The sequence below is a fragment of the Streptosporangium jomthongense genome (assembly GCF_042650425.1).
Taxonomy (GTDB): domain Bacteria; phylum Actinomycetota; class Actinomycetes; order Streptosporangiales; family Streptosporangiaceae; genus Streptosporangium.
The window spans coordinates 86,882-99,202 of the sequence record NZ_JBHSBC010000034.1; the positions used below are offsets into that span (position 1 = coordinate 86,882).

Genomic DNA, 12,321 nt, shown 5'->3' on the forward strand with positions numbered 1-12,321 from the left:
CGGCCCCGTGACGGCGGCCGCCGTCATCGGCCTGGGCGTGCTCCTGCTCGCCTGGGCCCTGCGCGGGGTGCCCACCGCCGCCAAGACAGGCGGGCACTTCGCCCTCTCCGCGCGGGAGAGGGCTGGACGACTCGTGTTCGTCCGCCAGCGTGACCCCGACCGGGCCGGACGATCCCGGCCAAGAGCACCGTCAGCGGGCCCGGCGCCCGCGTAACACAACAGACGTCCCGAAGCGCGGGCGCCTTCTGTGCTGTCTTCCATCCCTGTCAAAGGGCAGTCAGAAGGGCTCTGTTCATGTTCGACTCCGTCATCGGGTTCACCGCCGACCTCATCACCCTCCTCGCCCAGCCGCTGGGCTCGGCCGCCCTGGCCATCGTCGTCTTCACCGTCTGTGTGAGGCTGTTGCTCCTGCCGTTCGGCGTCATGCAGGCCAGGGGTGCCCGGGCCCAGGCCGCGCTGGCGCCGAAGCTCGCCAAGCTGCGGGAACGGCACGCGAAGGACCCGGCACGGCTGTACCGGGAGACGACCGCCCTGTACGCCGAGGAGGGGGTGTCACCGTTCGGCGGCTTCCTTCCCGGGCTGGCGCAGCTGCCGGTCCTCATGGTCGTCTACCGGGTCTTCATCTCCTCCACGATCGCGGGCCACGCGAACGCGCTGCTCACCCACGGGCTGTTCGGCGTGCAGCTCGGGCAGCACTTCGCGGGCGTGGTCTCCGGGTTCGGGCTGATCAGCGGGCCGACGCTGGTGTTCGCCTGCCTCTTCCTGCTGTTGCTGGCCGTCGCCGCGGTCACCTCACGGCGGATGAGGTCGGCGACGGTACCGCAGGGTCCCGGCTCCGGGGTGCTGCGCCGGGTGCTGCCGCTGCTGCCGTTCCTGACGGTCCTGGGCGCGGCCGTGCTCCCGCTCGCGGCGGGGATCTATCTACTGGTCACGACCGCGTGGGCCGCCGCCGAGCGGGCGGTGCTGTACCGCTCCGTGCCCGCGGGGGTGTGATCCGTCAGCCGTCACAGAATGTGACGAGGAGGGCCGGGTGCCGTCGAGGTCGGCGCCGACGGCAAAGGAATGGCCGGTCGTGCCCCGCCTCATTGTTCCGGTGAGGCGGGACGCGCCCTACCCGCATTCACGCAACGCGGGCTGGGGGACGGAGACCTTTTCGTTACCCACGGTGTCGGCGGCGGTGACGACCGCCCAGACCGTGGTGATCTCCCCTTCGTGCCTGACCCCCCAGCTGGTGGCCAGATATTCGACGATGCCGAGCCCCCGGCCCCCCAGAGAGGAGAGTGTCGGACGCCCCGCCCGCGGCTCCGTGGCGGCCCCTCCGTCACTCACCGCTACCTCCACGTGCTCGTCGGCCCAGCGCCATGCCACTCTGATCTGACCGGACGGCAACGGATGAGCATGCCTGAGCGCGTTGCTCAGCAGCTCGCTGACCACGAGGACCGCGTCATCTATAGCGGTCTCGTAGACCCCCCATTCCTGCAGGTCAGAGCAGAGGCGTTGGCGTGCGACAGCGACGCTGGACGGTGCATACGGCAACAGAACGACGCTCGACGCACTCACCTCCCCGTATCCCTGTTCCCCCTGAGGAACCACACCCCAGTACGACCGAAATGCCCCGTTAGATGGTCTTAGAAACCGGGAGGCAATTACAGCTTGTACACATTCGACAATAGATCAGCTCATCCGTTACCGGCTTGTTACCGGAACGGCGTGTCGGTCAGGTAAGGGCGCTGGGCGTGTCGGCAATGCGAAGCGCCAGCCGCATCCGGGTGCCCCCTCCCGGCCTGGAGTGGGCGGAGACCTCTCCTCCCTGAGCGCGGGCGAGACTGCGGACGATGTACAGCCCGAGGCCGACCCCGCCGAACCGGCGACGGTCTCCCGTGTCTCCCTGGACGAAGCGATCGAAGATCCGCTCCCGGCTCGTGGGCGTTATGCCCACACCCTCGTCGTCCACTACCACCACCACCCAGTCACCGTCGGCCCAAGCCTCGACCCTGATCAGGCCACCGTCCGGTGAATATTTGAACGCGTTCTCCAACAGCTGGCCCAGCACGATATCGGTGGCGATGGCGTCCCCGGACACCGGGGGCAGGTTTTCTTGGACAATCACCTCAACCCTATGCACATCAGACAGATCAGGCAGACCGAGTGTCGCCGCCACGATCAGTCTGCCGAGGTCGATTCCCTCGATCTTCAGGGGCAGTTCGCCCGCCCCCGCCCGCGAGCCGAGCAGCAGGTTGTCCATCAGCTTGCCGAGGGAACGCGCCCGCTCGGCGATGATGCGCACCGCGGAACGGCGCTCCTCGTCGGTCATGCCGTCCCAGCGGGCGGCGAGGGTCCCGGCGAAGCCCTGCACCACGGTGATCGGGGTACGCAGCTCGTGGCTGGTCGTGGCCAGGAAGAGATCCTTGGCCTCCTCAAGCTCCTTGGCCCTGGTGACGTCGCGGAAGTCGACCACGACCTCCCCCGTCTCGACGATCTCCGCGCTGAGCACGTCGAGCCAGATGCCCGAGGGAAGCTGGAGAGTGAGCTTGTCCCCCGGCCCCGGCAGCTCGAACGGCGGCGGCCCCCCGAGCACGTCCAGCGCGTCGAACCCGGTCAGCTCGGCCGCCGCAGGGTTCCACTGGACGATCTTTCCCTGCCCGTCGAGTACGGCGATGCCGTCGGCGCTGGCGTCGAACACCGCCCGCTGGTGGGCGCGCTGCCGTACGGCCTCCTGGTAGGCCATCGCGTTGCCGACGGCGATGCCCGCGTGCCCGGCCAGCAGTTCGAGCAGCTCCAGCTCGACGTGCCCCGCCTTGTGCTTGGCGAACAGGGCGTACAGCGCGCCGTACGGCCTGCCGCCCGCCATGGCCAGGCCGAGGGCGATCGTGTGCAGACCGGGCAGCTGCGACCAGATCAGCTCGTCGAGGCGGCCCTGGTCGCCCGTCTCCAGCATCACGGTCCTGCCGGTGCGCAGCAGCTTGCCGACCAGGCTGGTGCGCATGTGCGCGGTCGAGTCACGCAGCGACTCGGGCAGCCGGTGGCTGGCCACCAGCCGGAGCCTGTCGCCCTCGATGAGCACGAACCCGCCCGCGTCGGCCCCGGTCAGCTCGGTGAGACTGGCCGCGATCCGGTCGAGTACGGCGGGCAGCTCCCGCTCGGCGTTGATGTCGGCGACCACGTCGGTGAGCCTGCGCACGAGCCTGGCCCTGCGGACCGCCCGTTCCTGGGCGCTCTCGTCGTCCTGGACCAGGTGGTAGACGCTGACGTACCCCAGCAACGCGCCCGCCTCGGAGCGCAGCGCGCTGATGTCGAGCCGTAGGTCGAGCAGGCTGCCGTCCCTGCGGAAGCGCTTGGTGCGCAGCGAGACCTGGCCGCCGGTGCGCACCCGTTCGAGCACCGCGTTGTGCTCGGCCGTCAGCTCCCCCGGCACCAGCGGGGGCCTGCGTCCGAGGACCTCTCCGGCCGGCCAGCCGAAGAGACGTTCCGCGGCCGGATTCCACGCCAGGACCGTCTGGTCGCGGTCCAGAACGACTATCGCATTCGGGGCACTGGCGACGATCGCGCGGCCGACGCCCTCGTCGCTTTCGGCCCTGTCGTCACCCACAGAACCATAGTGCCGCGTCAACTGGCCTGATCTTGGCACTTCGTCCGCATGTGCTGACACTCGTTGCGACGATCCGTCCGATACGCTGCGGTGACCACACGCCTGGACACGGAAGGGTGGGGCCATGGCATCCGGGTCAGCCAGCGATCTCGACGCCCTGCTGCGGGTGACCTCGTCCACCTATGTGGGCGCCACCCACCCGGACATCGCGTTCGGCACCATCGAGGTCCCCGTAGGACGGCTGACGCTCGCGGCGACACATCGGGGCGTCGTCGCGTGCAGCTACGAGGACGAGAACGTCGTCTTCGAACGCGTCAGCAGGGAGGTCGGCTCCTTCATCGGCCCCGATCCCCGCAGGCTCGACCCGGTCCGCAGAGAGCTCGACGCCTACTTCTCCGGCAGGCTCCGCGCCTTCACGGTCACCGTGGACCTCCAGCTCGCGACCTCCTTCGCCAGGACCGTGCTGCAGATGATGCTGGCCGTGCCGTACGGGACGGTGACGACCTACCGGGAGATCGCCGAGCGGATCGGCAGGCCGAGGGCGCTGCGCGCGGTCGGCAACGCGCTGGGCAGCAACCCGGTCTGCGTGATCGTGCCGTGCCACCGGGTCGTCGAGAGCGAGGCCGTCCTCGGCGGCTACGCCGGAGGCGCGACCGCCAAGGAACGACTCCTACGGGTGGAGAGCACCGCCCGCCTCTAGGCCCTCCGGACACGAAAGGGCAGGTCAGGCACGGCGCCGCCTCAGGGCGAGAAGGCGCGGCGCCCCGATCGCCAGGGTGATCAGTCCGGAGACCAGGAAGGCGCCGAGGGCGGCGCTCATCCAGGGCTGGGGGGTGAACCCGACCGCCCGCTTGGCACCGTCCCAGATCGCCGCCCACCAGGAGACCTGCGAGGGCGCCGCGAGCATCCACCACGTGACGAAGCCCAGCACCCACGGCAGGACCATGACCAGGCGGGAGGGCGCGTTCTCTGAGATGTCCCAGTTCCTGCCCCTGCCGAGCAGGAAGTAGTCGACCGCCAGCACACCGAACATCGGCACGAACACCGCGCCGATGATGCTCAGGAAGGCGCCGTAGGAGTTGACGTCCACGACCAGGGCGATGGCCGTGGTCAGCACGCCGACGGCCACGGAGAAGACGCGGCGGTCGATCCTCGGCATCAGGTTCTGCAGCGACATCGCGGTCGAGTAGACGTTCGCGAACGACTGGTCGGTCTCACGCAGCACGAGGATGCCGAAGAACAGCGCGCCCAGCGGGGCCGCGACGAACGGCTCGAACACCGCAGTCTGGTTCTCCTGGACCACGGCGTGCCCGGCGAGCGCGACCGCGTAGACGCCGACGGCCAGACACGCGACCTGGGCGACGGTGTAGCCGCCGACGATGCCGGTGAAGGCGGCCCGGCTCGACCGTGAATGCCTGGCGTAGTCCGCCGCGACCGGCACCCAGGAGACCGAGAGGGCGACCACGAAGTCGACCGCGGCCGCGAAGGCGTCCCAGGAGCCGCCGCTCTGCGCGGGAGTCTCACGCAGGAAGACCACCGCGAACCAGACGACCGAGACGACCACACCGATCGTGACGAACCGCCTGAGCAGCCTGATGGCTCCCAACGGGTAGATGGTCAGCGCCATCGTCAGCGCCCCTGCCGCGACCACCCAGACCGCGTAGGGGACCGAAGGCCCGAAGATCGCCTGGGCGCCCATCGCGACGACCCACAGCTCGAACGCCCCCCAGCCGATCATCTGGACGACGTTGAGCACGGTCGGCACGTAGGAGAGCCGTACTCCGAACAGCCCACGCAGCAGCACCATCGCGGGCTGCCCCGTCTGCACCCCGGGAACCGCGGCCAGGCCGACCATCGCGGTGCCGATGAGGCTGCCGACCAGGGCCGCCAGCAGCGCGGCGCCGAAGGTGAGCGGGTTGTCGCCGCCCAACGGGTTGATCAGGACGAGCGCGAAGGAGAAGCCGAGCAGGCTGACGCCCAGGTTGGCCCAGAACGCTCCCTGGTCGAGCATGCCGAGGGTCTTCGGAGGTGCCTGGTCGAGGGTGAGGGGGGCCTCGGCATGCTTGGAATTGATGACGTCAGACGTCATGACGCGCTCCCTACGCCGGCATTACCCGGACAGGTTCATGCGGTCGGCGACAGCCGTAGTCGCCCTCTCAGCCTGGTTGCCCCAAGCTCCCGCGTTTGCTTACGTGCCGAACCGGGATCAGCCCAGTTCGCGCCCCCATGATGCACTATTAGTCCGCTTCCGGCTACTTCCCCTCTGGGGAGGGAACCGGCACGGGGTGCGTCCGCGGACGTCCGCGAGAGTACAGCCACGTTCGCTGCGATAGCCGTACCGCACGGTCAACGACCTGCCGGAACGTACGGCCGGCCTCGCACGCCGAGCCAGCCGACCGAAGGATGGCGAGGACCATCCCCGCGTGCGCGGGGAGCACATCGCTGGCCCGTGCCGAGGAATCCTGCCGTGGGGACCATCCCCGCGGGCGCGCGTTACCCGGGAAACAATGCCGCGTCAGGCGTCAGACACCCCCTACGGCGGCTTCTCCGGCCCCTTCGGAGGGACTTGCGGGGAGAAGCTGGGGCTGCTTCGTGCGAACAGCAGGAGCGGCAGGCCCGTGAACGGGCTGAGGCGCCGGCCCGCGAACGTCGTGAACGCCAGGTCCTGCACACGGGCGACGGCGGCGTGAACGCCCCGGTGAACAGCCGGAAGCCCTTGGCCGGTGGATCGGCCCCCTCAGCAGCTGTACGGCTTGAAGAGGTGGCCGTACCCGGATGGCTTCATTCGGCCAGGCGCGCCCCGACGACACCGTCACTCGCAGACTCGGCCGTCGTCTGGACTCCGGACCGCAGGACCGGCAGCCCGGCTTGCAGCCGGTTCAGGAACTCGTCGACGTCCAGGCAGCGGTCCTCCGCGTCGACGACCTCGGGCACGAACGCCTCGACGATGCTGTCCCCGACGGCGAAGTCGGCGTCCTCGTCATCGTCGTAATTGTTCACCCAGCGCCCGCCTGGGGCGTACACGTCCATGGCGTGGTCGTAGTCGATCACCCAAGGGGTGTCGACGGTCCCGGTCCGCAAAGAGCCGTGGTTGTACCAGCCGTAGACCAGGTGGGTGAAGGCGCCGTCGTGGATGTAGATCTCCGCTTCGCCGCCCTCCAGGGTCTCGGCCTGGGTGTGACCGCCGACGTACAGGCCGGGCCGGTCCTCATAGAGCGCGATCGGGCCGTTGACCTTCAGGTCGCCGGTGACCACGACCAACTCGACGTCGCCGCCGTGCAGTTCGTTGACGGCGTTCAGGAAATCTCCGTCGAGGGTGAGGTCGCCGTCGAAGAACAGCACCTCGTCGTAGCCGGGCGACGCCCCCGCGCCCTCGAACACAGCGGACAACGCGCCGCCCAGGCGGGTATCGGCATCGGCGTAGGACAGGGACGCGGGGATCGCGGATATCGGCACGGGGAAGATCGTAGGTCCGTGTACTGACAGTCCAGCACGCGCGACAGGCTTCTGGAACACGGCTGGTACGCCCCCTTGCCCAACTGTGCAGCTGCCTGGCGATTCGCCCAAGGTCAGCCAGCGCCCTTGTACTGGGAAACGGGTGTCGGCTCGACCCCTGGCCGCATGTGCGATCGGTAGAGCGGTCCGAAGAGATGGTCGATCCCGTGGCAGATGAGTCGAGCTGTCGGCCCCTCGATTCCCCGATGATCGACCTCGATGCGGAATGGACGCGCACCATGCCCCGGACATCGAAGCAGTTCAAGCAGCCTTCGCGCCGCTCACCAGTCTCGGCCTCGTGCGTCCCCTCCTGGTTGCCCCGAGTTCCGGCGTTTGCTTACGCGCCGAACCGGGATCACCCCAGTTCGCGCCCCATGATGCGCCGTTTGCCCGCTTCTGACTTTTCCCCTGGTGGGTGGCATGCCGGTGGAGCTCACCGACAGCCGTACCGCACAGCCGACGACCTGCCGGAACGCCTCGTTCGCGCGCACGCTCCTGAGGCGCTCAGCGCGCCCCTGGTTCGGCCGGCAGGCGCACGACGGCGACCCCGGCCTGGGACTCGCCGAACCCCCAGCCCGCGACGAGGGAGCAGTCGGCCGCTTCCAGGACATCGGTCCACGGCCAGTGGTCGGTGCCGTAGTAGAAGCCGCCCCTGCTGCGCGCGTCACGCTCGGAGAGACAGAGCATGCGGAGATGGTCGCGAAGCGCAGGGTGCGTGACCGCGCTCAGTCTCTCCTCCCAGGGCTCCTCGGCGGACATGTCGTGGATCGGCACCAGGTGCTCGGGGCCGCGTTCGGTGAACGTGGCGGCCCTCATCGCGTCGGGGAGAGTGCCGTCGGTGGCGACGCGCAGCAGCACGGTCAGCCAGCCGTTCAGCCTCTCGGACTCCTCGCCGGTCAGGTCGACGCCGTGACGGCCCAGGAGCGGTCCCAATTCCGCGCCGTACACCAGCGCCTCACCGGCCTCGTCGATCGACGAGACGGTCCGCAGGTCGGCGACGAAGGCGTCGTCGAACGGCCGGGAGCCCTTGTACCCGTCGGCACCCCACGGCCCCGTCCCCGCCAGGAGGTCGGCGTCGAAGCGGAACAGCGACTCACCCAGGTCGAACCGCCATGTCCAGGGGGAGAAGGGATACTCTCCGTCCGAATCAGGAAGGTACCTCGGCTCCCGGCCCGACAACCCCCCAGGGGTGGCCCAGGGACTCGGGAACAGGAACTCGTCGAGGGAGTCCGAGGCGTAGTACACCCCGTATCCGGCGGCGGGGTCGACGGTCGGCTCCCCGCCGAGCAGTATCTCGAAGGCCCCGGTCAGCGCGGCACTCCACCCGTCGGGGTCGGTCTCGGATGTCACGGTGCATACTCCTCTGGCACTTCGCGGGACGCCGTCGCCGGGTTAAACCAGTTGCTTCGTGGCGCGATGGGTTGTTTCACTGGCTCCGAGCAGATTAGGGGGGATGTTAATGCCCGCGGGCACCGAGGACGCCGTCGCGCGCCCTCGATCGGGTCGACGTCCCCGCCGGAGGCTCCGGCGGGGGTGAGCCCGCGTGGGTCACGACGGCACAGTCAGCCGACTCGTCACCCACTTTCGTCTGGAGCTCCTCCATTGCCACGCCATCGCGCCCGCATCACTTCCTTCCGTTGCGTCAACTGCCGCCTCGACGTGCCCACCGACGCGCCGGGAACCGCGCACCGCAATCACTGCCCCACCTGCCTGTGGTCCAGGCACCTGGACAACAACCCGGGTGACAGGGCCGCCGACTGCGCCTCGGGCATGGCCCCGATCGCCATCCACGCACGTCAGGACGGCGAGTGGGCGATCATCCATCGCTGTACGGCGTGCGGCACGCTCAACGCCAACCGCGTCGCCGGTGACGACAACCCGCTCACCCTGATGAGACTGGCCGTCGCCCCACTGGCCCGCCCGCCCTTCCCGCTGGACTACTTCGCCCAGCTCTGAGGCAGCCCGGAACGGGCGCGGACCACCGGAATCCCCGGCCCGCGCCCGTCACGGAGCCTCATGCCTTCGAAAGGCCCACGGAGAAGCCGAGGTCAGAGGTAGTGGAACTCGGGATGGGGGTGCATCAGGAAGTCGTGGTGGGAGATGTTCCAGGCGTAGGCGCCGGCCATGGCGAACTCCACCACGTCCCCTGGCTCCAGGGCGATCGGCACGTTCTCGGCCAGTTGGTCCTTGGGGGTGCACAGCTGGCCGGAGATCGTGATCGGTTCGCCGGGAGTGCCCGGGATGACGGGCTGGCTGTGTCCCTTGGTCGCGGGGGTGCGGATGTGGTGGGTACCGCCCGCGACGACGGCGAACAGGCGGCCGTGGACCCGCTTGACGTCGATGACCCGGGTGACGTACCGCCCGCAGTACACCGAGACCGACCGGCCGGGCTCGATCCTGAGCGTCTCACCGGAGCGACGCAGACCGGCCAGGCCCTTGCCGTAGGCGGCCCAGTCGAAGCGGGCATCGGGATCGGCGTAGGAGACGGCCATGCCGCCCCCGAGGTTGATCTCGGTCACGCCCAGGGAGCGGGCGTGGTCGAGGACCCGCTCGTTGACCTGGAGCATGCGTTCGGCGTCCAGGCCGCTGGCCAGGTGCGCGTGGACACCGCGAAGCCGTACCGCCTCCTGCCGGTTGAGCAGTTCCAGGCAGGCGGTGACGCCGTCGGGGTCCATGCCGAAGGGGGTCGCGCCGCCGCCCATGGCCAGGGCCACGTCGCCGAGTGAGACGGCGAGGTTGACCCGGAGCATGATGTCGGCCTCCCGGCCGGTGGCGATCAGACGGCGCAGCTCGCCGGGCCCCTCAACGTGCAGCCGGGCCACTCCGGCGTCCAGGGCGGCGACCAGTTCGGCGTCGGTCTTGCCGGGCCCGCCGAAGGCGATCGGGACCTCGGGGAGGACGCCGAGCACGTGCGCCAGCTCACCGCCCGAGGCGACCTCGACGCCGTCCACGTGCCGGGCCAGCACCCGCAGCAGTTCGGGGTCGGGGTTGGCCTTGGCCGCGTAGTACAGCTCGACGTCACCCAGCGCGTCCCGGATGGCCGCGGCGTGCTCGTCCAGCGCGGCCAGGTCGTAGACGAAGGCGGGCAGCCGCCCGGCTTCCGCGAGTTCGTGAGCCCGTACGGTCACGGCGTCCATGGGGTCTCCGATCGGCCCGTCGGCGGCGATGTCGTCGTTGACCGAAGCGTAGGACCGTATGGCCGACGGCACGATCGGACGAGGGCGGAAGGGTTGCGCGGGGGGCGGGCCCGCGCCGGGAGAGGGTCGCGCTGACGATCACCTGAGAGGTCCTGAGGATGCTCGGTGACGTTCGGAAAGCGCTTTCGAGAAGGGGCCGTGGAGGGTTTTCAGCGCGGCCTTCGCTGTTTCTCGGTCAGGCGACGAACGGGTCGGCGCCGCTTTCGCTGATCATGGGACGGCCGGCGAAGCTCCAGGACTGCATCCCACCGCCGACGTTGATCGCCTCCCTGCCGATGTGGTTGAGCCAGGCCGCCGCGTGCGCCGAACGGCCGCCGACCCTGCACACCACGTAGACGGGCGCGTCGTGTGGAACCTCCTCAACCCTGGCCTGCAACTCACCCAGCGGGATGTGGACGGCCGTCGGGGCGTGCCCCGCCTGCCACTCGTCAAGCTCACGCACGTCAAGCAGGAACGCGTCATCCGGCACGGCCTGCGCCTCGATCTCAGGAACACTCATGCACCCATTGTTCCAAGTCCTCCGACCGATGTGGCGCAAAGTGCCCCAGCAGCCCCCGAGTCGTCCACAAGCGGCCACCATTCGACTGCATAGCGCTACCGTTGACAAACTAGACAACCTGGTTTACCTTCTATCCAGAAAAGACAACGAGGTTTACCAATGGAGGAACCATGACCGTCGCGACCCTGGCCGACGCCCCCGCCTTCGCCAACGGAGACACCACCACGCGCTCGCTGGCCGTACCCTCACGAGGCTCGTCCGAGCTGGCCGTCTGGGCCTTCGACATGAATCCCGGCGCCTCGGGGCCCGAGCACACCGTCGACCGTGAGGAGGTGTTCGTCGTCCACTCGGGACGGGTCGTGGGCGTTCTCGGCGGCGTCGAGCACGTGGCCGAGGCGGGAGACGCGCTGATCGTCTCCCCGAACACCCCGTTCGCGCTGCGCAACGCCTCTCAGACCGAGCGGGCGACCGGCACCGTGTGCACCTCGGCCGGGATCACCGCCTCCCTCAACGGGCAGACCATCCTGCCCCCGTGGGCCCAGTGATCACTTGAGCAGGCGTGACATCCGGCGGTCGGCCAGCGGTTTGCCGCCCGTCTGACAGGTCGGGCAGTACTGCAGGGAGGAGTCGGCGAAGGAGACCTCCCGGATCGTGTCGCCGCACTCCGCACAGGGCTCACCGGTCCTGCCGTGGACCCGCAGGCCGGACTTCTTCTCGGCCTTGAGGTCCTTGGCCGCCAGGCCCCTGGCCCGGTCGAGCGCGGTGCGCAGGGTCGTGACGATGGCCTCGTGGAGAGCGGTGACCTGCTCCTCCGTCAGGCTCCCCGCGACCTTGAAGGGAGAGGTCCGCGCCGCGTGCAGGACCTCGTCGGAGTAGGCGTTGCCGATGCCCGCGATCACCTTCTGGTCGCGGAGCAGGCCCTTGATCTGGGCGCGGCTGCCGTTCAGGATGCCGCCGAGGACCTCGGCGGTGAAACCGTCGGACAGCGGGTCGGGACCCAGCGCGGCGATCCCCGGCACCTCGCCGGGGTCGCGCACGACGTAGACGGCCAGCCGCTTCTGCGTGCCGGCCTCGGTCAGCTCGAAGCCCGGCTCCGGCTCCCCCGGTTCGTACGGCGCCAGCCGTACCCGCAGCGCCAGAGGACCCTTGCCCGGCCTGACCGCCTTCGCCCGGGAGAGGTCGTCCTGCCATCGCAGCCAGCCCGCGCGGGCCAGATGCGTGACGAGGTGGAGACCGTCACAGTCGAGGTCGATGAACTTGCCGTGTCTGGCCACGGCGGTCACCGTGCGCCCGGCCAGGGCGGTGACGGGGGGATCGACGGTCTTGAGGGCCTGGAAGCCGAAGACCTCGACGGTCTCGATCTTCCTGCCGACCGCGTGCCCGCGCAGGAACTCGGCGAGCGACTCCACCTCGGGAAGCTCTGGCATACCCACAGACTAGAACCCGTCGGCGGTGAAGCGTTTTGGTTCAGGGTTACCGGCGCCAGCAATGAAGAGTTTCGGCTTGGGCGCGTCGGTGTCTGGACTGAGGAGTGAGGGAGC

At 69.4% G+C, this 12,321-nt stretch carries 13 protein-coding genes and 1 riboswitch; of the genes, 5 read left to right on the forward strand and 8 right to left on the reverse strand.

Annotation, left to right across the window (positions count from 1 at the left end; translation table 11 throughout):
- Together ACFOYY_RS30350 and ACFOYY_RS30355 are read left to right on the forward strand one after the other, a co-directional pair.
- The coding region (locus tag ACFOYY_RS30350; RefSeq protein WP_386194312.1) for a DUF6412 domain-containing protein at positions 1–214 on the forward strand (214 nt) is incomplete at its 5' end.
- A gap of 80 nt (positions 215–294) precedes the next feature.
- On the forward strand, positions 295–993 hold the full coding sequence (locus tag ACFOYY_RS30355; protein WP_352014908.1) for a YidC/Oxa1 family membrane protein insertase: 699 nt from the start codon (positions 295–297) through the stop codon (positions 991–993).
- Between the two features lie 117 nt (positions 994–1,110).
- Here the strand turns inward: ACFOYY_RS30355 and ACFOYY_RS30360 are convergent, their stop codons facing one another.
- Both ACFOYY_RS30360 and ACFOYY_RS30365 read right to left on the reverse strand, forming a co-directional pair.
- The gene (locus tag ACFOYY_RS30360) at positions 1,111–1,536 is read right to left on the reverse strand and encodes an ATP-binding protein (protein WP_386194317.1); all 426 of its coding nucleotides are present in this window, start codon (positions 1,534–1,536) and stop codon (positions 1,111–1,113) included.
- A gap of 181 nt (positions 1,537–1,717) precedes the next feature.
- On the reverse strand, positions 1,718–3,589 hold the full coding sequence (locus tag ACFOYY_RS30365; RefSeq protein ID WP_352014910.1) for a PAS domain-containing sensor histidine kinase: 1,872 nt from the start codon (positions 3,587–3,589) through the stop codon (positions 1,718–1,720).
- Between the two features lie 124 nt (positions 3,590–3,713).
- Between ACFOYY_RS30365 and ACFOYY_RS30370 the strand changes: the two genes are divergently transcribed.
- Positions 3,714–4,289, forward strand: coding sequence for a methylated-DNA--[protein]-cysteine S-methyltransferase (locus ACFOYY_RS30370; protein ID WP_352014911.1), 576 nt, complete (start codon positions 3,714–3,716; stop codon positions 4,287–4,289).
- Positions 4,290–4,313: 24 nt separating this feature from the next.
- Here ACFOYY_RS30370 and ACFOYY_RS30375 read toward each other — a convergent pair whose 3' ends face one another.
- From ACFOYY_RS30375 to ACFOYY_RS30385, 3 genes are all read right to left on the reverse strand, one after another.
- A complete protein-coding gene (locus ACFOYY_RS30375) occupies positions 4,314–5,678 on the reverse strand; it encodes a purine-cytosine permease family protein (RefSeq protein ID WP_386194320.1) in 1,365 nt (454 codons plus the stop codon).
- Positions 5,669–5,781: riboswitch (TPP riboswitch) on the reverse strand. Its footprint overlaps the gene before it by 10 nt.
- Positions 5,782–6,370: 589 nt before the next feature.
- On the reverse strand, positions 6,371–7,045 hold the full coding sequence (locus ACFOYY_RS30380) for a hypothetical protein (protein ID WP_386194323.1): 675 nt from the start codon (positions 7,043–7,045) through the stop codon (positions 6,371–6,373).
- Between the two features lie 543 nt (positions 7,046–7,588).
- Positions 7,589–8,434: a hypothetical protein gene (locus tag ACFOYY_RS30385; RefSeq protein WP_352014914.1), complete on the reverse strand. Its 846-nt coding sequence runs from the start codon at positions 8,432–8,434 to the stop codon at positions 7,589–7,591.
- 252 nt (positions 8,435–8,686) lie between these two features.
- On the opposite strand from ACFOYY_RS30385, the gene ACFOYY_RS30390 reads away from it, so the two are divergent.
- Entirely contained in the window at positions 8,687–9,040 is a 354-nt protein-coding gene (locus ACFOYY_RS30390; RefSeq protein WP_352014913.1) for an RNHCP domain-containing protein, read from the forward strand.
- Positions 9,041–9,132: 92 nt separating this feature from the next.
- On the opposite strand, the gene ACFOYY_RS30395 is transcribed toward ACFOYY_RS30390, so the two are convergent.
- Both ACFOYY_RS30395 and ACFOYY_RS30400 read right to left on the reverse strand, forming a co-directional pair.
- Positions 9,133–10,293 carry an alanine racemase gene (locus ACFOYY_RS30395; RefSeq protein WP_386194327.1) on the reverse strand — a complete coding sequence of 387 codons (1,161 nt, stop codon included), beginning with the start codon at positions 10,291–10,293 and terminating at the stop codon, positions 9,133–9,135.
- A 163-nt stretch (positions 10,294–10,456) separates the two neighbouring features.
- Entirely contained in the window at positions 10,457–10,780 is a 324-nt protein-coding gene (locus ACFOYY_RS30400) for a rhodanese-like domain-containing protein (protein WP_352014917.1), read from the reverse strand.
- 170 nt (positions 10,781–10,950) lie between these two features.
- On the opposite strand from ACFOYY_RS30400, the gene ACFOYY_RS30405 reads away from it, so the two are divergent.
- Positions 10,951–11,325 (forward strand): cupin domain-containing protein, encoded by a 375-nt coding sequence (locus ACFOYY_RS30405; RefSeq protein WP_362784980.1) that lies wholly within the window; start codon positions 10,951–10,953, stop codon positions 11,323–11,325.
- Here the strand turns inward: ACFOYY_RS30405 and ACFOYY_RS30410 are convergent, their stop codons facing one another.
- Positions 11,326–12,207, reverse strand: a complete 882-nt coding sequence (locus tag ACFOYY_RS30410) for an Fpg/Nei family DNA glycosylase (RefSeq protein WP_386194332.1) — start codon at positions 12,205–12,207, stop codon at positions 11,326–11,328.
- Positions 12,208–12,321: the final 114 nt, after the last annotated feature.